The 21,237-nt window shown below is 38.2% G+C and carries 22 protein-coding genes and 1 pseudogene; 7 read left to right on the top strand and 16 right to left on the bottom strand.

From position 1 onward, the window contains the following. Window positions 1-3: 3 nt before the first annotated feature. Window positions 4-969 carry an asparaginase gene (locus NP781_RS04195; protein WP_257521453.1) on the bottom strand — a complete coding sequence of 322 codons (966 nt, stop codon included), beginning with the start codon at window positions 967-969 and terminating at the stop codon, window positions 4-6. Window positions 970-1,143: 174 nt separating this feature from the next. Between NP781_RS04195 and NP781_RS04190 the strand changes: the two are divergent. Next, window positions 1,144-1,623, top strand: a pseudogene (locus tag NP781_RS04190) (asparaginase); the annotation flags it as partial. Window positions 1,624-1,632: 9 nt separating this feature from the next. On the opposite strand, the gene NP781_RS04185 reads toward NP781_RS04190, so the two are convergent. The 8 genes from NP781_RS04185 to NP781_RS04150 all read right to left on the bottom strand — a co-directional run bounded on the left by NP781_RS04185 (window position 1,633) and on the right by NP781_RS04150 (window position 9,072). After that, complete coding sequence (locus tag NP781_RS04185) at window positions 1,633-2,994, bottom strand: aminotransferase class V-fold PLP-dependent enzyme (RefSeq protein WP_257521451.1); 1,362 nt, start codon at window positions 2,992-2,994, stop codon at window positions 1,633-1,635. A 5-nt stretch (window positions 2,995-2,999) separates the two neighbouring features. Then, complete coding sequence (locus NP781_RS04180) at window positions 3,000-3,173, bottom strand: hypothetical protein (protein WP_257521450.1); 174 nt, start codon at window positions 3,171-3,173, stop codon at window positions 3,000-3,002. A 5-nt stretch (window positions 3,174-3,178) separates the two neighbouring features. After that, window positions 3,179-3,739 carry a glycerol-3-phosphate acyltransferase gene (locus NP781_RS04175; RefSeq protein WP_257521449.1) on the bottom strand — a complete coding sequence of 187 codons (561 nt, stop codon included), beginning with the start codon at window positions 3,737-3,739 and terminating at the stop codon, window positions 3,179-3,181. Between the two features lie 58 nt (window positions 3,740-3,797). After that, window positions 3,798-4,763: a YpdA family putative bacillithiol disulfide reductase gene (locus tag NP781_RS04170; protein ID WP_257521448.1), complete on the bottom strand. Its 966-nt coding sequence runs from the start codon at window positions 4,761-4,763 to the stop codon at window positions 3,798-3,800. 113 nt (window positions 4,764-4,876) lie between these two features. Next, entirely contained in the window at window positions 4,877-5,635 is a 759-nt protein-coding gene (locus tag NP781_RS04165) for a metallophosphoesterase (RefSeq protein WP_257521447.1), read from the bottom strand. A 144-nt stretch (window positions 5,636-5,779) separates the two neighbouring features. Next, window positions 5,780-6,511 (bottom strand): LysM peptidoglycan-binding domain-containing protein, encoded by a 732-nt coding sequence (locus NP781_RS04160; protein WP_257521446.1) that lies wholly within the window; start codon window positions 6,509-6,511, stop codon window positions 5,780-5,782. An 86-nt stretch (window positions 6,512-6,597) separates the two neighbouring features. Then, window positions 6,598-8,040, bottom strand: a complete 1,443-nt coding sequence (locus tag NP781_RS04155) for a RecQ family ATP-dependent DNA helicase (protein WP_257521445.1) — start codon at window positions 8,038-8,040, stop codon at window positions 6,598-6,600. Beyond that, window positions 8,041-9,072: a YpbB family protein gene (locus NP781_RS04150; RefSeq protein ID WP_257521444.1), complete on the bottom strand. Its 1,032-nt coding sequence runs from the start codon at window positions 9,070-9,072 to the stop codon at window positions 8,041-8,043. It lies immediately after the preceding gene. A 106-nt stretch (window positions 9,073-9,178) separates the two neighbouring features. Here NP781_RS04150 and NP781_RS04145 point away from each other — a divergent pair, with 106 nt between their 5' ends. From NP781_RS04145 to NP781_RS04135, 3 genes are all read left to right on the top strand, one after another. Then, window positions 9,179-9,427 (top strand): ferredoxin, encoded by a 249-nt coding sequence (locus tag NP781_RS04145; protein WP_004232564.1) that lies wholly within the window; start codon window positions 9,179-9,181, stop codon window positions 9,425-9,427. Window positions 9,428-9,563: 136 nt separating this feature from the next. Beyond that, entirely contained in the window at window positions 9,564-10,157 is a 594-nt protein-coding gene (locus NP781_RS04140) for a hypothetical protein (RefSeq protein ID WP_221680589.1), read from the top strand. A gap of 164 nt (window positions 10,158-10,321) precedes the next feature. Continuing rightward, window positions 10,322-11,104, top strand: coding sequence for an enoyl-ACP reductase FabI (locus NP781_RS04135; protein ID WP_004232559.1), 783 nt, complete (start codon window positions 10,322-10,324; stop codon window positions 11,102-11,104). 52 nt (window positions 11,105-11,156) lie between these two features. Here the strand turns inward: NP781_RS04135 and NP781_RS04130 are convergent, their stop codons facing one another. Both NP781_RS04130 and NP781_RS04125 read right to left on the bottom strand, forming a co-directional pair. Beyond that, window positions 11,157-11,885, bottom strand: a complete 729-nt coding sequence (locus NP781_RS04130) for a sulfite exporter TauE/SafE family protein (protein WP_221680588.1) — start codon at window positions 11,883-11,885, stop codon at window positions 11,157-11,159. Window positions 11,886-11,899: 14 nt separating this feature from the next. Next, the gene (locus NP781_RS04125) at window positions 11,900-13,099 is read right to left on the bottom strand and encodes an MFS transporter (protein WP_221680587.1); all 1,200 of its coding nucleotides are present in this window, start codon (window positions 13,097-13,099) and stop codon (window positions 11,900-11,902) included. Between the two features lie 299 nt (window positions 13,100-13,398). Here NP781_RS04125 and NP781_RS04120 point away from each other — a divergent pair, with 299 nt between their 5' ends. Both NP781_RS04120 and NP781_RS04115 read left to right on the top strand, forming a co-directional pair. Continuing rightward, entirely contained in the window at window positions 13,399-14,223 is an 825-nt protein-coding gene (locus NP781_RS04120) for a methyl-accepting chemotaxis protein (protein WP_004232551.1), read from the top strand. A gap of 17 nt (window positions 14,224-14,240) precedes the next feature. Further along, the gene (locus NP781_RS04115; protein ID WP_257521443.1) at window positions 14,241-14,786 is read left to right on the top strand and encodes a GNAT family N-acetyltransferase; all 546 of its coding nucleotides are present in this window, start codon (window positions 14,241-14,243) and stop codon (window positions 14,784-14,786) included. Between the two features lie 48 nt (window positions 14,787-14,834). On the opposite strand, the gene NP781_RS04110 is transcribed toward NP781_RS04115, so the two are convergent. After that, window positions 14,835-16,367 (bottom strand): flotillin lipid rafts scaffold protein FloT, encoded by a 1,533-nt coding sequence (locus NP781_RS04110; RefSeq protein ID WP_257521442.1) that lies wholly within the window; start codon window positions 16,365-16,367, stop codon window positions 14,835-14,837. A 15-nt stretch (window positions 16,368-16,382) separates the two neighbouring features. After that, window positions 16,383-16,913: an NfeD family membrane protein gene (locus NP781_RS04105; protein WP_004232545.1), complete on the bottom strand. Its 531-nt coding sequence runs from the start codon at window positions 16,911-16,913 to the stop codon at window positions 16,383-16,385. Window positions 16,914-17,067: 154 nt separating this feature from the next. Here NP781_RS04105 and NP781_RS04100 point away from each other — a divergent pair, with 154 nt between their 5' ends. Next, window positions 17,068-17,445 (top strand): hypothetical protein, encoded by a 378-nt coding sequence (locus NP781_RS04100; RefSeq protein ID WP_221680585.1) that lies wholly within the window; start codon window positions 17,068-17,070, stop codon window positions 17,443-17,445. Window positions 17,446-17,592: 147 nt separating this feature from the next. Here the strand turns inward: NP781_RS04100 and NP781_RS04095 are convergent, their stop codons facing one another. The 3 genes from NP781_RS04095 to abc-f form a co-directional block, all read right to left on the bottom strand. Further along, entirely contained in the window at window positions 17,593-18,327 is a 735-nt protein-coding gene (locus NP781_RS04095) for a hypothetical protein (protein WP_221680584.1), read from the bottom strand. 317 nt (window positions 18,328-18,644) lie between these two features. Then, complete coding sequence (locus NP781_RS04090; protein ID WP_257521441.1) at window positions 18,645-19,436, bottom strand: GNAT family N-acetyltransferase; 792 nt, start codon at window positions 19,434-19,436, stop codon at window positions 18,645-18,647. Further along, window positions 19,429-21,228, bottom strand: coding sequence for a ribosomal protection-like ABC-F family protein (gene abc-f / locus NP781_RS04085; RefSeq protein ID WP_257521440.1), 1,800 nt, complete (start codon window positions 21,226-21,228; stop codon window positions 19,429-19,431). Before abc-f ends, NP781_RS04090 begins: the two co-directional genes overlap by 8 nt. Window positions 21,229-21,237: the final 9 nt, after the last annotated feature.

The following is a 21,237-nucleotide window of genomic DNA, read 5'->3' as shown; positions in this document are numbered from 1 at the left end:
ATTTTAATGCATAAATGTATCATACATATCATTATTATTTGCAAGCATAAGCATTAGCTTAATTCGTGCTTTCTTTGCATCATAATCCCCACCCATACTAACGCCAATCTCTTTAAGATTATTTGCGCTACCATAGTAATCATAAGATGGAAATACCCTTCCCTCTTCAGTGGAAGTTGTGAGTACGATTTTAACATTTTTCGCAATTAACTTTTCAATTGATTTTGTCATGCTTGGAGTTATTTGACCTCTACCAGATCCAACTAAAACTATACCATCTATATCAGAAGTATATAGTGCGTCTAATAAAAAACCTGTACATCCTAAATAAGCGTTAACGATTTCCACATTTGGATATGTTTGTTTTATGTCATAGCATTCTCTTTTAGTTGGCTTTTGATAAATTACAACCTCATCATTATCAATGAATCCCAATCTACCATAACCTATAGAGCCAAATCCATTTATACTTGAAGAGTGGATTTTCTTCACATATTTTGAATGGAAAATTTCATCATTGAAAACAACTACCGTACCAAAATTGTTTGCATTTTCATTTGATGCGACAAGAATAGAATTTCTCAAATTTGAATAAACGTCAGTTCCAATATCTTCAGGAGATTTTTGAGAACCTGTAACAACAATTGGTCTAGTGTCATTAGTTGTTAATTCTAAGAAATAGGCAGTCTCTTCTAATGAGTCAGTACCATGAGTAACCACTATACCATTCACTGATTCATCTTTTAATTGCTCATTTATAGTTTGTGTTAAAGTATTAAGATTGTCGAATGACATATGCATTGACGGTAAATGTAATAAGTCAATTAATACTATTTCAATATCATTTTCTAAATTACACATTGATAGAATTTCATTTCCATCCAATACTCCAGATTCTAATTTACCAGAAATGTTTCTTTTACTAGCTATCGTTCCTCCAGTTGTGATCAATACTACTTTTTTTGTCATTTTTATTTCACCTCACTTGTATTATATAGTATAAGTACTTCTATATCACCTTATATTTTATGTATTGTGGATAACTTTCTGAATGTTACCCACATCGTATAAACCCTTATATATCAACGTTTGTAGGGGATAGACCAACTGTACCTTTTTAAATACATATGAATTACCGTATATACAAGTTCAGTGAATACTTTCCAATCTCCACAATATGGACCGATTGGACTTATTACTAAATCCCGAATCTTATTCCATCACGCACCAATTCGTCGACAATATGTAGATGTTAACAATTTATCCAAGCGTGTCGCCATGCTAAAAGTGTATGCTGGTATGGAAGAAGATTTATTGGATGTCGTGCTTGCATGTAAATATGATGGTGTTGTGCTAGAAGGACTAGGTCAAGGGAATGTCCCACCATCTGTTGTAAAGGGAATTGAAAGCCTTATACAGCGAGACATCCCAGTTGTACTTGTTTCCCGCTGCTTTAATGGAATTGCAGAAGGTGTTTATGGCTATGTGGGTGGTGGTAAAATGCTAGAAGACTTAGGCGCCATATTCGCCACAGGTATTAATGGCCAAAAGGCACGTTTAAAATTATTAATAGGCCTTAACACAACTGGCTCGCCTTTAAATTTAAAGGACTTTTTCCTGTAATATTTTTCCTCACACCTCGATCACCTGTTCATAATAGCTCAGTATCTCGCTAAGTCGAGCAAAAGCTTCATCAAAATCTGGTTGTATCACAGAAAATTGAATGAAATTCTTTTGACGTAAATACTGGCTTTCACCATGAAGGAATAGTCCATTTAATGCTAAATCCATAAGTAGGTTAGCATAAGTATTAGGCAATTGAACCGTAATCAGCATCGGATATTGAATTGTTGGATATTGAAATTGCATGATTGGTAGCTGCAGTAGCGATTGAAAGCGTTGCTGTAGCTGCTCATAACGTGCTGGATAGGCTTGCAATGCCGTCTCCACATTGCTCAGTAATACAGCAGGTAATGTAAATGGTATGGCATCTTGCTGATAATTTGCTAAATCAAGATAAGCGGGTAGATCGGCAGATGAGGGTACAAGTGATTGCGAAAATACAAATGCTAGCCCACTTAATGCACCAATGGCCTTACCACTCACAGCCGTAGCTAAATAGCAGTCCTGTAAAGAAAACGGCATGGCACCGAACGAACTAATACAATCTATACATAACTTTACATTGTATTGTTTAGCAAGCTTTTTAAGAATATCTAAGTTATTACAAGTTCCCGTGGAAGTCTCCCCATGCACTGCCAACATCCACTGATAAGACCCCGTCTCAAGCTTTGAAGCCAGTTCTTTGTCATCAAATACCGTTCCCCACTCTTTTTCTACCACCTCAAACTGTAATGACCAACGAGCGGCTTGCTTCCGTAAACGCTCACCGAATTCTCCATTTGTTAGAATAAGCCCTTTTCCTAATTGCTGTGCCTTTAGTTGTGCAAGCATCACTTCATTTGCTAGCGTTCCCGTCCCTACAATTACACCAACATGATTGGCCTTCGATAATTGCAGCAACTTCTTCTGCACGCGTTCATAAAGCGCATAAAAAGCTAATGAACGATGTGATAATTCTGAATAAGCAATTGTCTCTAATTGCTTCACTGGTCCAGGATAAAATGTAGAGGGTTCCGTCGTTAGTCTATGTTGTAATGATTGTTCAAATTCATGCCTAGTGAGCACCATCGGTAAAAACATCGCCCCCTCTTCCCCGACAGCTGGCGCAAACTGCTTAAAACCCATCTGCTTATATAGTTTTTCCTCTCTCGTTGTACCTGAAATCACTGCCGCAGAATAGCCTTTTTCGTAGGCGAATGTAGTTAAGGCCTGAGTAAGCTTCAATAGAACTCGACCCGTTCGATAACCTTTCTTCACGGAAAGCAAACGAATTTCACAAAGCTTCTCACAATTTTCCTTCGATAAATACTGCTCGACCTTACCAATCTTTTCATCAATAGAAAATGGTCGTTGATCTCTAAACGCCACCATGCCAATTAATTCTGTTTGATTATAAACAACGACATAGGTATTCTCCTGATGAAATCGGTCAACTTTTTTCGCGATGCATTTACCTCATGCTGAGGAATTTCTTCTACAAATGTTTCATAATTCAATCGAGCAATCGCCTCAAATTCCTCATTTGTCTTGGCAATTTTACACCAATACATTTCCTTCACTTCCCTCTTTTCAATGATTCCTGAATATTAGACATATGCTTAATAAGCATACACACGATGGCCATGATTAAAAGTACATATGGCTCTAATTTCCCTGCTTGTATAATTGCGGCTATATAAAAAACAAAGCCACCAACCATGCCAAGTGTCAGACTTCTAGTAAATGCAGATATAAGTGCTGTACCAATGATCATCCATAAAAAAAGACTTGGTGATAAGGCGAGACCCACACCAATAAAAGTAGCTACACCTTTCCCTCCATTCCATTTCAGCCAGATCGGAAATAGATGCCCTATGATCACCCATGCAGCTCCGCCAATAACGACCCATTCATCCAGTTGCCACATGCGTCCTAATCCGACAACAAGTACACCTTTTAATGAATCGCCAAGAAGCGTCAAAATAAACGCTGTTTTCCCAATCACACTTCCTGCATTACGTGCGCCTAAATTTTTACTCCGCTCTTCCTGCAAATTGACACCGTATATCTTACCAACGAAATAAGCCGTCAAGATGTTTCCTATTAAATAACTCAAGAGCCAATACAAGCCAATCATTGAGTTGCCTCCTTGCTAAAAAGGCTGTATAAGCTACATGCCTATACAGCCTCGATCATTATTTTTTTCTCTGCTCAATAATTCGGGCGATACATTCGCCATGGAAACGACCATTTTCAATAAAAATTTCATTGGCATTATTTCCTGCAGCAATAACACCTGCAATGAATAGTCCTTCAACATTGGTTTCCATTGTTTCAGGCGTAACATAAGGGCGACCCGTTTCTTCCTCTATCTCCACTCCCATCGCTTTGATAAAGGAGTGGTCAGGATGATAGCCAGTCATAGCAAAAACGAAATCATTTTTTACTACTTTCTCTTGGCCCTCTACTTCTAAAACAACTTCATGCTCTCGTATTTCCAATACATTTGTATTAAAAAGCATGTCAACTTCTCCAGTTTTGACTACCCCTTCAAATTCGGGCAATACCCATGGCTTGATGCTTGAAGAGTATTCGCTACCACGATAGGCTACGGTTACACGAGCACCCGCTTTATTTAATTCTAACGCGGCATCAATCGCTGAATTTTTGCCACCTATAACTAGAACATCCGTATCAAAAAATTCATGGCCCTCTTTAAAGTAATGGAAAACTTTAGGCAACTGCTCACCATGGATATTTAAATAATTTGGATGATCATAATAACCTGTTGCAATGACAACATAGGGCGTTTCATACGTTTCCTTCTCGGAGGTAACAGTGAACAAATCATTATTTTTTACAACACTTTGTACTTTTTCGAAGCGATTAACTTGTATATTTTTTAAACGGACGACCTCTCGATAGTAGACAAGGGCTTGATTGCGTTTCGGCTTACGTCCTTCAATAATAAATGGTACATCACCAATGGCTAACCGTTCACTCGTACTAAAAAATGTTTGATGTGTAGGGTAATGATAGATGGCATTGACGATATTTCCTTTTTCAATCACAATAGGTTGTAAACCAATATTTTGCAAAGCTATTGCTGCTGCTAAGCCACATGGGCCTCCTCCAACAATAATTGCATCTGCTTGCTGCATTTCTTGACACTCCAATCGAATTTGAACAGCAACAATTGCTGCTCCATGCTTTCACATTATCATAGAATAGACGATACCTTTTTATTATACGCCTTCTCACACGTTTTGGTTGTTTATTTACTCGAAATATCAATATCAATTATATGACATTGGGGCTTTGCACCAAATCGAAAAGGTACTAATGTCGTCCCATAGCCATTGCTTACTAATGTCATGACACCATCACGCTGACGATAGGAACCATTTGGATGGACACCATATGGGCCGAATCGGATTTGCCCTCCGTGTAAATGTCCCCCCATCATTAAATCCGCACGGAACTTAGCCCGAACTTTCGCAAAAACCTCTGGATTATGAGCGATGAAAACAACGAAATCCTGATCTCCTATCTTTGCAAAAGCTTTTACAAAACTATATTCTTTTACTGTTGTATCCTCAATGGCACTTAACCAAAAGCTATTTTTAAGCGGCAGTTGTACAGCATCATTGACAATAATTTGAACATGGTATGCCTGTAAAATGTCCTTCAGTCTTTCTTCCCCAATTTCTCTGTCATTATTGCCCCAAATAAAATAGGTTGGTCCAAGGGACGTTAATAATGTTAAATTTCCATGAATGCGATCAATCGGTGTACGGCTATCCGCAAAATCACCGCCAATAATTACTGCATCAAAATGATGTCCCTGTAATTGTGCAATCATTTTCTTACTTATTTTACGTAAATGAACATCTGAAATAAAAAATAATCGTACCTTCTCCTGTTCACCCTGTAATGAAAGCTGGTGAGACAATACATTATTTTCATGTGCCACCTTCCACATATAAAGTAGAAGGGCGATGACTACCAAAAGAAATAGCCCTAAATATAGCATTTTCTCACTTCTCCTTACGACAGCAAAAAGGCGATTCTTCTTAAAAAACGAATCGCCTTTTTGCTAAATCAGACGTACGTTTTGGTGTGAACGTTTGTCTGTAGTTTTATACTAGAAAAACTATATAACGAAAGAAAAATTCTATTAAGGTAACTTAATGACTTGCCCCACCATTACAGTATTAGAGGACATCCCATTAGCAGCACGAATTTTAGCTAAAGTCGCTTCACTGCCATCGCCATAGTGATTTAATGCAATTCGGTATAAGTTCTCATTTGCTTTTACAGTATGTGTCGTTGCTTTAGCATTTTGTTTTGCTTCTTCCGCTTTTCTAGCCTCTTCTGCTTTTCTTGCTGCCTCTGCTTGTTGTTGAGCTATTCTTGCTTCTTCAGCTTTTCGAGCTTCTTCGGCTTTTTTTGCTTCCTCTGCCTTTTTCGCCTCTTGAGCCTTTTTCGCTTCTTCAGCAGCTTTTTGCTCCGCTGCTAATTTATCAGCATCTTTTTGAGATTGCTCTTGAGCCTTCTTATCCCCCTGAGCGTCTTGACCCTTATCATCTTTATCCTTATCTGACGCAGATGCTTCTGAAGGATCTAATTCGACAACCTGTTCAGCTGTATCCTTTTCGGCTTGTTCAATTGTTTTTCCAGGTTCATAAAATTTCCAAAAATAAATAAGAATTGTTAATGGTATCAAGATAAAAATAACAAAAAGAATCGTCATTAACGGTGTCTTACGTTTCGAATTTTTGGGCTTTTTGTCTTTATTACCGTTTTTATTCATTCTGGAAACTCTTGATAAGGATTGCTGTTCTTTTTGCTCATCTTCAAATGATTGACGATGCTCTTCTATTTTATCGCGATAATCTTCTTTATTCATTCGCCTTTCCCCCAACCTTACTACGCTTTCTATCATCTCTATTATGACGAATTTTAAGAAAAAAGTAAATGACCGTCAGTTTTAGTCTAATTACCCATTAATAGTTGTTGCAATCGACTTTCCCACGTTGCCATTTCTACTTTTTTTTTCTCTTTTAAGCGTACTTTCTTGATTACATCATAATGGATTCCACAATTTTCACAACAGTTTTCCGGCTTTTTCTGCAATTTTTGCCCAAAATACCCGACTAAATGTTCACGAATACAGTCTTTTGTCTGTATGATTTGAAGCATTTCATTCACTGCATTGTATTTCTCTAGTGCTAAATGATTTAATCGGACCTTCACTTGTTCCGAAGACTCTCGCTGCAGCCAATAGTCTAACACACGGAAGGCTGTCTCACTTAACTCCCCATTTTTCAGCATTTGGATTGGCTGTATTTGCTGATATAGCAGCTCCTGATAGCGGTCAACATGATGTAAAGTTGGTAAATCGCCTGTCACAACAAATTTAGCCAGCTCCTCATCACCTTCAGCATACAGTAAAATAGCAAGTGCAGAATGACCATCCCGTCCTGCACGTCCAATTTCCTGCATATAATTCGCTATATTGGCAGGCATTGATTCATGAATGACCTGCCGTATATCAAGCTTATTAATGCCCATGCCAAAAGCATTTGTTGCAACAATCCAATCAAGTTCACCAGCTATAAATTGCTGTTGAATAAATTGACGGTCCTCCACCCCATAGCCAGCATGATACGCAGCAACACGAACGCCCGCTTGTAATAAGGCTTCGCTATATTGTTGCGCCCGTTTACGTGAGGAAACATATAAAATACCAGGTCCTGCCGTTTCCGTAACATGGCGCATGAGCCATCTAGCTTTATCAGCCTTATCCTCCACTACTACACGACCAAGATGAATATTCGGGCGGTCAACATTATACATAAACTCGAATGGAGCTTTGAGAGATAGAGTTTCCCATATATCTCGAACAACCTTCTTTGTTGCTGTAGCAGATAATGCCAAAATTGGCGGACGATTTTCTCTCGATAGCCAGTCACCTATTCGTAAATAATCTGGTCGAAAATCAAAGCCCCATTGTGAGATACAATGTGCCTCATCTACTACGATTAAACCTAGCTTCATCTGCGTCAGTTTCTCTTGTACCTGTTGCTGGAGCAGCATCTCTGGGGAAGTAAAAATAAAACGATATTGCTCTAAATAATGTAATACATAACGTTTCTCTGTTAGCGATAAAAAGGAATTTAAAGCTACCACCCTTTTTTCCCCAAAACGCTTCAGCTCTTCTACTTGATCCTGCATTAATGAGAGTAATGGTGAAACAATTAGTACAGGCTTATCTAGTGTATAGGCTGGTAGCTGGTAGCAGAGTGATTTTCCCATTCCCGTTGGCAATAACGCAATAACATCTTGTTCTTGCAGTAAGGCCTCAATGACTTCTTTCTGTCCTGGTCGAAATGATGAATAACCAAAATGCTTATACAATAATTGTTCAAGTTCCATTTATACTTCTCCTTTCGCAAGGACAAGCCTTAATTGAAAATAGCTCATATCGTTTAAAGCTTCATGTAATATTTTCAATTTTTTTGTTTGATACTGCTTCGATGCCTGCCACACTTTTTGAGCTTCATCATAGGAGACGAATGGGCCAATAGAAAAGTTCGGTTCATACATAGCTAATTCCACAAAATGATCTTCAATTGTACTTTGCTTTAGTTTTCTCACATGAACAATTTGCTCCATCGAATAACCTTGTTCATATAATTGTGCGGTTTGTTGTGCAGAATCTGTTAGCAATATTTTAACTTTTAATCCTTCTGCCACATGCCCTAGTAATGGGTAATCATCGATTTTTGGATGCACTTCATTTAATAATATATGTAGGGTTTCAATAAAAGCTAATTGACTATCCATTACAGTTTCCTTCCGTTCATCTGCAAGTTGTTGCCATGTCCATCCTGGTAATTGATAACCACTTAAACGATACAGAACAAGCTGTTTGCTTGCATCTGACACAGGGAGAATAGTTAGCAAATGATTACATTCTGTCAATAATTGCTGCTGTAAATGACCTTCCTTATAGTGATGTGCCTGTAAAAAAGTTCGCACCCACGCTTGAATCATTGTATCTCTACTAATCGGTGAAAAGGTACGAACAGCTGCAGCTTGATGTGACAAACTTTGTACAATGAGAGAGAGCCTCGAAAAAAACACATGCTCATTTCCCCGATAGTGCCAACCATCAAAGAAAAAGGGTGGCGTTTGTTGTGCATGTTGTAATCCTAGCGTTTCCATGTAAAAATGACCAGATTCCTGCACATTTAACCAACTATTCTGCACAAATAAGTTTACAGCCTCATCAAATGTAGTACGAGATAGTTTTGGCAATAGGCCAAAATATTGATGCAGTTGAAAAAGGCCAATATCTTGAATCGTCTGGCCTGAACGCTTCCCTCTTAGGACATGATAGGCAGCCGAAATCGTCCGCTCTTTATTGAGTTTTTGAAAGATTTGCAATAAAATTTGATGAAACATTGACGCAAATTCCTCCAATTTAATAGTATTTAAGTTGAAATGTAAGATAAACATCTTTAAAATGAGTATGAAGCTTTATAGGAACATCGTTAAAGGAGAGAATAAAATGGCTAAATACACAATAGTTGATAAAGATACATGCATCGCTTGTGGCGCATGTGGAGCCGCAGCGCCAGACATTTATGATTATGATGATGAAGGCATTGCCTTCGTTATTTTAGATGATAACATGGGAACTGCTGAAGTTCCAGAGGATCTATTGGAAGATATGCAAGACGCTTTTGAAGGTTGTCCAACAGACTCTATCAAAGTAGCAGATGAAACATTCGATGGTGATTCATTAAAATTTGAATAGTCTTCAGTTGATGTATATCTTAAAAGGCATCCTTTAGGGGATGCCTTCTTATTGATTAAAAAATTGCTATCTTTTGCATCAAGATAATAGGTATATGGTCCATTGCTATACATACCAATCTATTGGAGGAATGTGAATGTTTGAGCAGTTACAAGTTGAGCATAGTTTATTTTATATTGATCAAGACCATATGAATAGATTTAAAAATCTTGCTGCAAAGTGGCAATCAATATTTCCCGATGTTTGTGCGAAATGTTTGAATACTGTGGACGCATGGGCAAACGTGTTAAATAACTGGGTTTTCTTAAAATCGCAGCAGACCGATGAGCTCATTCTCAATCCCTCTAAAGCCATCTATTATTCCATCAATACATTCTTATTAGATGAGCTTCAAAAAATTCAGATAATTCAAAAAATAAAAGAATGCGAGAATGATGATTTTCAGTATTTTGCGGCCTTCCACTTAGGAAATGCCATCGATTTATGGGTGTACAAAACACTTGAAAAAAGTGCAGAATCTGATTTGTTAAAACCACAAAACCGAATACCTTATTATCTTGCCTTTTTAGACGATGATTTTCAAACTGACAATGCTTTATTCCATAAAAATCAAACAAGAGCAATCAAAATATTGGCACAGGTCATTCGGTCACAAAATTGCTTTCGAATCACTGTCAGTAGTGCTGTTAATCGAGCAGTAGATTTGTATGATCATTGTGTAACAAAATAAAATAGCATACTTTTCAATTCGTCTCTACTGCAAAGAGATGAATTTTTTTTGCTCCCTAAACTACTTCTCTTTTCATCTTGTTATTGCAACGATATTTTATGTATGATAAGATTTTAGTAGTTGGTACTAATAACAGATATTATCTCACAAAGGAGTTCTTCATAATGATGGATAATTTATTACAATTAAAAGATAAGAACATTGTTGTCATGGGCGTAGCAAATGATCGCAGTATTGCTTGGGGCATTGCAAAACGTTTATTTGACGTTGGTGCAAATGTCATCTTTACGTATCGTCAAGAACGCTCATTAAAAAAATTACAAAAACAATTAGAAAATATCGGACAATCCGATTCTCTTGTTGTTCAATGTGATGTGAATAGTGACGACAGCACAAAAGCAGCCTTTGAAGAAATCGGCTCAAAGGTTGGCGTTATTCATGGGATTGTCCATTCAGTGGCTTTTGCGCATGCAGAAGATTTACACAACCGCTTCCTTGAAACAACTCGAGAAGGCTATGCATTCGCACAAGATACAAGCGCCTATTCACTTATTTCCACAGCAAAAGCAGCTCATCCATACATGACAGAGGGTGGCTCTATCGTTACGATGAGTTACTTAGGTGCAGAACGAGTACTTGATGGCTACAATGTGATGGGCGTTGCAAAAGCTGCATTAGAGGCTTCTATGCGCTACCTTGCTGCTGATATTGGCCAAGATAATATTCGCGTCAATGCTATCTCAGCTGGTGCTATTCGTACACTTGCTGCAAAAGGTGTTCCTTCCTTTAACACAATTTTACACAAAATTGAAGAAACAGCTCCTTTAAAACGTAATGTTCAACAAGATGAAGTAGCAGATATGACGATTGTTATGCTATCTCACCTATCACGTGGTGTGACTGGTGAGACGATCTACATCGACGCTGGCTACAATATTATGGGTTAACAATAAAGAAGTATGGGAGGATGTATCATCCTTCCATACTTCTTTTTGTTGTTTATAGCATTGACCATAAACTTTGGATCAACAAAATTAAGCCTGCTGCTACTAATAGAAAATAAATTAAGATTTTAAACAATTTTTGATTTAATCGAGTAAATAGCATTTGTCCAAAAATAAGTCCTAAGAAAACAATTGGCAAAGCATACATACTATATACCCAAACCATTTTACTTGTACCCTCAAAAATGACTTGAGAAAGTAAGCTAATAAGATAGATAAATATATAGTAGGCTAGTGAAACAGCTCTAATGGTTTCTTTATTTCTATGTGTGCTCGCAAAATAGAGCAACAGTGGTGGTCCAGCCATCCCAATACTTGTTGTGAACATTCCTGATATAAAACCAACGCCATAATCTCTACTCCTTGTTTGTTGAATAGAGAGATTTTTAATCAACAGAATCGTAAGCCCTATAAGAAGGATGGCGATGAGCAGCTTAAATGTCGTCACATCGACTAAGGCAAAGAGTATACTACCAAAAGGAGCACCTACAACACTACCGATCATCACCTTTTTAAGCAACGCTACATCAATATCATGTCTCACCTTCCATATGAGAGAAAACGAAATAACAAGGGACAGTATTATATTTATTTGCATCGCCTCTTGTGGTGTAAAAAGCAACAGTAAAAAAGGCGTAGCCATAACGGAAAAGCCAAAACCTGTACTGGTTTGTAAAATAGAAGCTGCTAGGATAATGAAAAAGTATAAAAATAATTCCTGCAAAATGACACCTCACATCATGTTGTGATACGTTGTCTAACAATGAATCTTTTTAATAAAAATGATAGGACACAAGCAATGAATAAAAACAGAGCAATCATCACGATAACACCCATCCACCCATATTTCATCCAAAAAACGCCTCCTACCGTTCCTCCAACACTTGAACCAAAATAATAGAAAAATAAATAGAGAGAAGATGCTTGTGCTTTATCGTGGGATGCTCGTTTGCTCACCCATCCACTTGCGATTGAATGAGCTGCAAAAAAGCCAAAGGTAAAAACTGTTATCCCTATAACCTTTAAGGTAAGGAGCCCATTAAGCGTTACTATAGCTCCAGCTAACATAATGGCAATGGCCAGTAAAAGCATTCGTTGGCGACCAAAACGATCGGCTAAACTGCCAAACCATGCTGAGCTAAATGTCCCAACTAAATAAATGACAAATATCCAACCTACAATTGTAGCACTTAAATTATAGGGAGGCGCCATTAGTTTAAAGCCAATATAATTATAGAGTGTGACAAAGCTTCCCATTAAAAGAAACCCCATCCCATAAAGACACAGCATAGAAGGATCTCTTAAATGTTGCAGTAGGGTTTTGGTTAATGCTTTTAATTGTAAAGGTCGCGCGCTGAAATGTTTGGAGCTTGGTAACATCCAGACAAACAACAAACTAACTAGCAGGCTGATTCCTCCTAGTACTATCATGCCTGTATGCCAGTTATAATGGTCCGTTAAGGTACCAATAATAACGCGGCCACTAAGTCCCCCTACTGAATTACCGCTAATATATAAGCCCATAGCAACCCCTAAGCTTGCTGGTTCCATTTCTTCTCCCAAATAAGCCATAGCGATTGCAGGTAAACCAGCAAAAACGATGCCTTGTACAACACGCAAAACTAAAATTGTTTCAAAGTTAGGTGAAAATGCAAGAGCTAGGGTCAGGACAGAAGCTGCAAAAATAGAAATCGTCATCAATGATTTTCTTCCCCATGCTTCTGATAACGAACTGACAATGATTAAACTCACCGCTAATGCAAAGGTAGTTACCGAAAGAGATAAACTTGCTACAGCTGGTGAGACGTCAAATGCTTCTGAAAACGTTGGTAGTAATGGTTGCGTTACATATAGGTTAGCAAACGTAATAAAGCCTGCTAAAAATAAGGCCCAATTCGCTTTATGAAACGCCCTCGTACCCTTTTGTATATAGTCCATGAAACTCTCTCCTTAGCTTCTTCCACATGCTACTATTATTCTAATACAATATTTCGCAAAACACACGTCTCCTTGTCAAATTTCAGACAAAAAGACCCACATTTCCACCTATGAATCACAAAAAATAATTGACAAATAAAAGCATATCAAATTTGTATAAACGTCTTTTAATAAAAAAATAAATAGTTATTTTGACTTGGCAAATATTGTGCTACAGTAAAAGTAATCATCTAGAACCATTGTCACAATGAAGATAGATGACACAACCATTTTCATTGACGAGACTTGGAGGAATTTTTATGAAAATTATTGAAGCTTTAGCCCTCGCAACACCTTATATTCATCTAGCATTAAAGCAAGAAGCCATTGTAGCTGTTGTTGAAAAGGAAAGTGAAACAGTCGTTAAATATTTAGCAGGTAAACGTGTGGATTCCGGCTACCATGATGGACAAAAAGTTAACGCCAATGACCAAAATGTTTTCATCGCCTTTAATGGACAAAATGCAGATGTGGTGATACCAGAGGATGTTTATGGTGTAGCAATCAATGCTTTTTCATTCCCCATTCGTGAAAATGGTCAAGTAGTAGGCGCATTAGCTTTTGGCTTACCAATAGATAATGAGCTCAAACTTGAAGATTATATGGCTACGATGGATAAGATCGTCAACAGTCTACAGGATAAAGTACATACAATCGCTTCCCATTCTGAGGAATTAGCGGCCACTAGTGAGGAAATTAATAAGCAAGCACAGCATGCCCTAGAAGACTCTGAAAAAACAAATGCCGTGACAGATTTAATTAAAAGTATATCTCGCCAAACTAATTTACTAGGTTTAAATGCATCCATCGAGGCTGCACGTGCTGGACAGCATGGCGCTGGCTTTAATATTGTGGCACAAGAAGTTCGAAAACTGTCCTTTGAGACATCTAGTGCTACCGAAAATATAGAATCATCATTACGAAATATCAATAGAAATCTTGATAATCTCAAGCAAAATATGGGACAAATCAATGATGCAACAAATGAGCAAGCACAGCTCGTACAGGATTTCAGCGAAATTATAGAAGAATTAACTTTACTTAGCCGAGAAATGAAAGGCTTTATGCACAATGCATTAAAATAAAAATGAGGTGAACAATAATGCAGATTACCATTAACCAAGATTTAGTTTTACGGATGATCACACCTGAGGATGCAGAGAAGGTTTTTGCATTAACGGATGCCTCGAGGGAATATCTGAAAGAATGGCTACCATGGCTGGATTTTACGAAAGAACTGGCGGATACAAAAGCCTATATTGATAGCTGTATTAAGGGGCATGAAGCGAACAGTAGCCTCTCCCTGGTCATTCTCTTTAAAAATGAAATTGTTGGCATTGCGGGCTTTAACGCGATTAACCCGAGCAATAAAATAGGCACTATTGGCTATTGGTTGAGCGAAGGAGCACAAGGACATGGCATCATGACGAAAACGGTAAAAGCTTTATTACAATATGCCTTTGAAACATTTAAGCTTCATAAGGTTGAAATTCGCGTTGCTGAAGCCAATCACAAAAGTCGCGCAATCCCAGAACGTCTTGGTTTCATGCAAGAAGGAACAATTCGAGCTGCAGAATGGCTCTACGATCATTATGTAAATCACGTTATTTATGGCATGCTTGTAAGTGAATGGCAGCAACAACAATAAAAAAAACGACCTGATGATCTCATCAGGTCGTTTTTTGTTAGGATTGTTCTACCGCTTCTTTCGTTTCTTCAGGTGCCTGCTTTTTTCAAGACCTAAAGCAATCTGCTCTAATTCTGGACGCAATGTGTGCTTCCCAGCATAGCTTTCGATCAGCTCTTTTACATCAAGACCAGAAGTTTCCTTTAATGTTTCTTGAAGTGTAGACATTAAATTGGTTGCATAAGACGTCACCTTATTTGCTCCGCTACCTTCTCCACCACCAGTATCGACCACTGTAATCTTATCGATATTGCCAAGTGGGCTTGCAAGCTCTTTTGCATACTCTGGCATCATGCGCACAACCATATCCAGCACAGCTGCTTGACCATAGTATTCAAAGGCTTCGGCAATCTTACGTTTAGCTTCAGCTTCCGCCAGACCGCGTAAACGAATGATATCTGCCTCCGTTTCCCCTTGTGCTCGCTCTGCATCTGCTTTGGCAAGACCATCCAAACGAATTTTCTCTGCCTCTGCTTTTGCTAATGATTCAATACGATATTTTTCCGCATCAGCCTGTGCAAGCTCGCGCATCTTTTCAGCTGCGGCATTTTGCTCCACTGCATAGCGATCTGCATCTGCTTTCTTTTTAACCTCAGAGTCATATTGCTTTTCTCTACGTAAAATTTCTTTTTCTTCTAATTCAATTTGCTTTTGACGCTCGATAATGCGAATTTGCATTTCTTGCTCTGTTACTTCCTGCTTGGCACGAGCAGTTTCAAGCTCATACGCTTGGTCAGCACGGGCTTTCGCAATATCCTGCTCACGTCGGAACTCAGCTACTTTTAACTGATTTTCTTTTTCTGCTTCTGCAATTTCCGTCGCACGCTCAAGTTCTGCCTTTTGTGCTTCCTTAGACGCTTCTGCACGTTTAATACGTGTTTCTTTTTCTGCATCTGCTGTCGCAATATCAGCATCTCGCTTTACCTGTGCGATTCTCGGTTTCCCTAGTGAGTCTAAGTAGCCATTTTTATCTCGTACATCCTTGATCGTGAAGGATACAATGACAAGACCCATCTTTGCTAAATCTTGTGAAGCAACACGTTGAACTTCCTGTGAGAATTTATCGCGATTTTTGTAGATTTCTTCAACCGTCATAGACCCTAAAATGGAACGTAAATGACCTTCTAATACTTCACGTGCTTCCCCTTCGCGCTCCGCTTTTTGCTTTCCTAAAAACTGCTCTGCTGCTGTCGCAATTTCTGAAATGGAACCGCCAATTTTAATAATGGCTGTACCGTCTGCCATAACAGGAACACCTTGCTCTGTATATACCTCAGGCGTTGTCACTTCTAGTTTACTAGAAAGTAAGCTTAACGGCTGTGCTTGTTGGAAAATAGGGAATACAAATGTACCGCCCCCACGTATGATTTTAATGCGATTTCCCGACTCATCCTTATGTACATTTTTAGAGCCGAGATAGCTACCTGTCACAATCAGTGCTTCATCAGGACCCGCCGTACGATACTTTGTCACATATAAGCCGACTAGGGCAATTAATACAAATGCTACAATTCCTAAAACAATTAAGATATCGGTTGACATAGACATATCTCTCCTTTAAACAAATTTTTTCTCATACGTTCTAACAAAAAGTGTTCCGTCCTTCACATCCACAACAAGAACCGTTTCATCATAGTCAATGGCTTCATTATCATAGCCCGTTGCCCGTTTTGAAATCATGCCACTTGTCGTTTCGATAACAACCTCGCCAAAACCATCTACTGGAATTGGCACAATAACTCTTCCTAATTGCCCGCCTAGCGATTCCTCTGTGTAAGCTAAAGAAACATCAGCGGAGCGGAGCGGAACGAGAACAAATAAATAAAAGATGGAACTTAAAATAGCACCGATGATACATGCAGCAATAATGTTCCAAACGCTAGAGAACCAGGCTAGTTTTTCTAAAATAAAACCTGCTGCTGACATCAACGTAATGAAAGATAGAATGACACTCGGATTAAAAATGGGTAGTCCTTCCCCAATACCTTCGACTGCATCACCAAAAAACATAACCAATACTGTGGCAAGGCCAGCGAAAATCAAAACCACCAAAAAGATCTGCTCGAGTGAATAGCCAAATAGCGTCAAGTTGCTCACCCCTTTTCATCATATTACCTACTATACGGATGTACCTCAGGAAAAGTTTCAAAATTTTTCAAACTCTTCTTTAAAGTATTATTTTTTGCTTTCATTAGAACCATGTTACAATAGAAAAGTATTCTGACAACTAAGGAGAAACGGCATGAAGCTTTCGACAATCTTAAATTTTGTAATTCTAGTATTTTTCACGTTATTATTCGTTAATGATTTCTTCCCTGATACAGCTATTGCTGCGATGCTGACTAAAAAAATAATATTGCTTATATTAGTTGTGCTTGTCATCATTCAGCTAGCCTTCGACAAGGGTAGATATAAAAAATTATCAAAAAAGGCTTATATCGGATTAACATTGTATACAGTTGGATTATGGATTGTTTTAACATTACTTGGCGGTCAGTCACAAATTGGCCTATCGTTCACAAGTCCTCTATTCTATATTATTGTTGTGCTGCTTGGATTGGATTTAATCCGCCTTTCACGCCAAACTAAGCGGGATCAAACAGAGGAGAAAGCGAAGTAAAGCATAGCTATCCGTCAATCTTACGAAGCTATCCACCACTTTCGCACTGCTAACCGCTACATTCACAGCACTAACCGTCACTTTTGTCCTTCTATCCGACAACAACATAAAAAGCATGTCTCCGATTTTGACAGAGACATGCTTTTCTTATGATTCTAATACATTTAAAATGGCATCCAGTTCATGGACAGCTAGATCTAAGCGTTCCTTCGCTTCGATATTTTGCTGTTTTAAGTGACTAAACTCTAGTAAATTTTTCTCATGTTTTAACTTAATAGATGATAAACGTTCGATTCGTGCTTCTACTTTTTCTATTGCTTGCTCACAGACTGTTGTCCATAGCTTTTCTGATTGTTGCATTTCCGTAGTAGATGGGTTGTGCTGACGCATAATTCGTGCGTAAACCATTTCTATTTGTTCAATTAGCTCCGAATAAAAATGGCGCTCGACGCGTGTTGTTTGGAATGTTGGATGCTCTACCTCTTTGGCATATGGCGTTATTTGACGAAGTAGCTTGCCAGCATTTTCTCCAAAAGCATGGGATAAATTCAAGACATTCATTAATTGCAATAATAAGCGTATTTCTTCTAGATTAATAAGTTGAGAATCGATGCTTTCCTTTAACTTTAATGACTCCATGTAGCGTCGATCAAAATGTTCAATTTCACCGTTGCGCTGCTCTACTAAATGGACACTTGCATTGTCTTTCAAGCTTTTAATATAGCGAATGGCATGGTTTTTTAGCTCCTCTTTTGACAGCAAGTTATCATTGTCTTGTTGTGGTTTTCCTCGTTGAACATACGCAAATGCATCCATTTTTTTGGGCCATTGTGCTGCTGGGGTTTCATCTGAGACATTATAGCGTATATAAATTCCGTGCATTTCATATCCTCCAAGTCCATTAAACAAGTATCTCTAAAGACAATAAATCGAATACGGCATTTTTTCAAGTAAAAAACTTTTAATAATTGAAAATCCTTCTTTTTAACAATAAAACAAAAATCCCGAATAGTCGATACTATTCAGGATTTTACTAGTTTTCATTTATTCCTACTTATCCTTTAACACCTATCCACCTGCTCCAACTAAGCCATGTATAGTTGCATCTCGCAAATTCATATCAAAGCGATAGATGACAATGGATAAACAATGCTGTTAACTGAGACCTGAGGAATTTGGCGAGCTTTATGTGTAGCTATTTAAGCCTGTTGGCGGATGTCTTGAATGCTCTTCCCTTCTGTAAACGCATGAATCGATGCTATGGAGCCAACTGATTTAAAATTTGCCTTTTCATATACTTTGGCAACCTGTTCACTAATCGGTAATATCCAAAGATCGTCCAATCCCAGCTTGACTGATTGCTGTTGGATATACTGCAGCATATAGCCAATTAAACCACGACCACGATAGCTTTCAGTGGTTGCTACACTTTCAATCCTTCCTTGATTTCCTGACACAAAAATAGTTGCTGAGCAGCACGCCACCCCATCTAGTCTTAGTAGATAATACGTAAAATGTGACGAATGATAGGTTTGCTCAAATGCCTTTTTTATTAATGAAGGCTCCCCAAATGCAGAAATACTCATTTCTACTGCTAATGCTTCCTCCATATTTGCATCCGTTACACGCTCAATTTGAATGGCAGGGTTAGGTGGAAGTATCGCATATTCACCGTCCCAATATTGAATTTCATTGACAAAATGCTCATATTGAAAGCCATGCGTCTCTAATGCCTCTATACATAGCTGATTTTCTTCCAGATTATATAAATAAATCCGCGGAATCAGAGACTTTGATTGGTAGAAATCTTTGATGTCTTGTAAAAATAAATCAGGTTGTTCAATCTTTCTCCAAATCTGTGCATGATTTGCATCATAATAGGATGGGATAGCCTGATTATAAAATAAGATCCCCTCCCTACAAACCTCCACTTCACTGAAACTCTTCACATACTCTATATCAAGCTGCATAATGCGTTCTAAATTAAACATGCTCTGTGCCTCCTTCTAACCATCTTTCATATAAATTTTCTAATTGAAGTTCAAGCTTCTGCCGCTGTTCTTTAGCAAGCGATGGTTGTTGTAGTTTTGTCTCTAATTTTTCAATTTGCTGTTCAATCGGTAATTCTTTTTTAGGTGGCTGCGTTTTATTGGCTGGTTGTTTTTCAATCGTTTTCATTGCAAGTTCCTGTCGTTTTTCTCTAGCCCACTCATAATCTCCCTCAAAAACCTGAATAGCCTGGTTTTCAATCCACGCTGTTTTCGTAAAAATTTTCTGTAAGAAATAGCGGTCATGTGAAACTCCAATAATCGTGCCTTCAAAGGATTCTAGTGTCTCTTCCAATACTTCTCTTGCTTCAATATCTAAATGGTTCGTTGGCTCATCTAAGATTAAGACATTGATATCCTCATGCATTAATTGTGCTAAACGAAGACGCATTTTTTCTCCACCACTTAAGTCCTTCACTTTTTTAAAAACATCATAGCCATAGAACAAAAATCGTGCGAGTATATGGCGAGCTTCCGCCTCAGACACGGCGACACTTTCACGAAAGGCATCGATTAATCGAATAGCAGGATTTGGATGTTCAAATTGCTGGGAAAGGTAGCCAAATTTCACATTGCTTCCAATCTGACACATTCCCTGATTAGGAATGATTTCCCCTAACATCATTTTTAATAATGTAGATTTTCCACTACCATTGCCCCCAACAATTGCTAATCTTTCGCCAAAATAAATAGCTAGATTGCTGTCCTTCAATAAAGGCTTATCAAAGCCATGATCAATGGCTTGCAATAGCACAACCTCTTTACCACTGCGTTCAGCCATCGTTAACGCTAAATTCATTTTCTTTTTAGTGAGGGGCTTCTTTACTCGCTCGATACGTGCTAATGCTTTTTCCATACTCTTAGCACGTCGATGCATCGATGCGTTTGGTGGATTCGCCTCATTTGCCCACTGCTTTAATCGTTTAATTGTTTCTTGCATCTTTTTAATTTTCTTTTGCTGCTCTTCATAATTTGCAAACTGTTGCTCAATTTTTGCTTCTTTTTGTGCTATAAAAGCATCATAATGGCCGTTATACGTAAAAGCCTCCCCATCCTCAATTTCAATAATCTTCTGGGCTACTTGATTCATGAATTGACGATCATGGGATACGACAATGACAATCCCCTCAAAGTTTCGCACATAATGTTCAAGCCACTCAATGGCTTGCATATCCAGATGGTTAGTTGGTTCATCCAATAACAAAATAGAGGGCTTTTTCAATAAAATTTGTCCAAGCATAACCTTTGTTTTTTCCCCACCACTTAAACTACTAAATGGCTGCGCTAGCATATCTGAAATACCCAGTCCATTTGCAATCATTGCCAGCTGCGCATCTACTTCATAGCCCCCTAATAGCATAAATTGCTCCTGCAATTGTCCATATTGCAGTAATATTTTATCCGTGACCGTCGACTGCATCTCTTGCTCAAGTGCCGTCATTTTTGCCTTTATTGCATAAATATCCGCAAATGCTTCCTCCAGCACTTCTTTCACAGCATGTAGTGGATAATGTGGAATCTGATGTAAATAGCCAATCGTCGCTTCTTTACTTTTAATTATTCGTCCCTTGTCAGGTATCTCTACCCCTGCAAGCAGTTGTAATAAAGTCGTTTTACCACTGCCATTTACACCAACAATCGCCACGTGTTCGCCACTATTTACCTCTAGCTGTAAGTTCTCGAATAATATATTTCCACCCATAATTTTTTGGATTTGTTCAGCTTTCATTTGCATCGTTTTTTC

Origin of the sequence: Lysinibacillus sp. FN11, from assembly GCF_024628845.1 — a bacterium.
Taxonomy (GTDB): Bacteria; Bacillota; Bacilli; order Bacillales_A; family Planococcaceae; genus Lysinibacillus; species Lysinibacillus capsici.
The sequence above is the reverse complement of the archived record's forward strand: the minus strand, read 5'-3'. Positions and strand labels throughout refer to the sequence as shown.

Excerpts from the sequence above, each read along its gene's own strand:
- NP781_RS04120 (WP_004232551.1), top strand. The coding sequence starts at position 13,399 with ATGAAAATTATTGAAGCTTTAGCCCTCGCAACACCTTATATTCATCTA.
- NP781_RS04125 (WP_221680587.1), bottom strand. The coding sequence starts at position 13,099 with ATGGACTATATACAAAAGGGTACGAGGGCGTTTCATAAAGCGAATTGG.
- NP781_RS04160 (WP_257521446.1), bottom strand. The coding sequence starts at position 6,511 with ATGAATAAAGAAGATTATCGCGATAAAATAGAAGAGCATCGTCAATCA.
- NP781_RS04195 (WP_257521453.1), bottom strand. The coding sequence starts at position 969 with ATGACAAAAAAAGTAGTATTGATCACAACTGGAGGAACGATAGCTAGT.
- NP781_RS04175 (WP_257521449.1), bottom strand. The coding sequence starts at position 3,739 with ATGATTGGCTTGTATTGGCTCTTGAGTTATTTAATAGGAAACATCTTG.
- NP781_RS04180 (WP_257521450.1), bottom strand. The coding sequence starts at position 3,173 with ATGTATTGGTGTAAAATTGCCAAGACAAATGAGGAATTTGAGGCGATT.
- NP781_RS04115 (WP_257521443.1), top strand. The coding sequence starts at position 14,241 with ATGCAGATTACCATTAACCAAGATTTAGTTTTACGGATGATCACACCT.
- NP781_RS04145 (WP_004232564.1), top strand. The coding sequence starts at position 9,179 with ATGGCTAAATACACAATAGTTGATAAAGATACATGCATCGCTTGTGGC.
- NP781_RS04135 (WP_004232559.1), top strand. The coding sequence starts at position 10,322 with ATGATGGATAATTTATTACAATTAAAAGATAAGAACATTGTTGTCATG.
- NP781_RS04095 (WP_221680584.1), bottom strand. The coding sequence starts at position 18,327 with ATGCACGGAATTTATATACGCTATAATGTCTCAGATGAAACCCCAGCA.
- NP781_RS04155 (WP_257521445.1), bottom strand. The coding sequence starts at position 8,040 with ATGGAACTTGAACAATTATTGTATAAGCATTTTGGTTATTCATCATTT.
- NP781_RS04170 (WP_257521448.1), bottom strand. The coding sequence starts at position 4,763 with ATGCAGCAAGCAGATGCAATTATTGTTGGAGGAGGCCCATGTGGCTTA.
- abc-f (WP_257521440.1), bottom strand. The coding sequence starts at position 21,228 with ATGCAAATGAAAGCTGAACAAATCCAAAAAATTATGGGTGGAAATATA.
- NP781_RS04165 (WP_257521447.1), bottom strand. The coding sequence starts at position 5,635 with ATGCTATATTTAGGGCTATTTCTTTTGGTAGTCATCGCCCTTCTACTT.
- NP781_RS04185 (WP_257521451.1), bottom strand. The coding sequence starts at position 2,994 with ATGGTGGCGTTTAGAGATCAACGACCATTTTCTATTGATGAAAAGATT.
- NP781_RS04090 (WP_257521441.1), bottom strand. The coding sequence starts at position 19,436 with ATGTTTAATTTAGAACGCATTATGCAGCTTGATATAGAGTATGTGAAG.
- NP781_RS04150 (WP_257521444.1), bottom strand. The coding sequence starts at position 9,072 with ATGTTTCATCAAATTTTATTGCAAATCTTTCAAAAACTCAATAAAGAG.
- NP781_RS04110 (WP_257521442.1), bottom strand. The coding sequence starts at position 16,367 with ATGTCAACCGATATCTTAATTGTTTTAGGAATTGTAGCATTTGTATTA.
- NP781_RS04140 (WP_221680589.1), top strand. The coding sequence starts at position 9,564 with ATGTTTGAGCAGTTACAAGTTGAGCATAGTTTATTTTATATTGATCAA.
- NP781_RS04100 (WP_221680585.1), top strand. The coding sequence starts at position 17,068 with ATGAAGCTTTCGACAATCTTAAATTTTGTAATTCTAGTATTTTTCACG.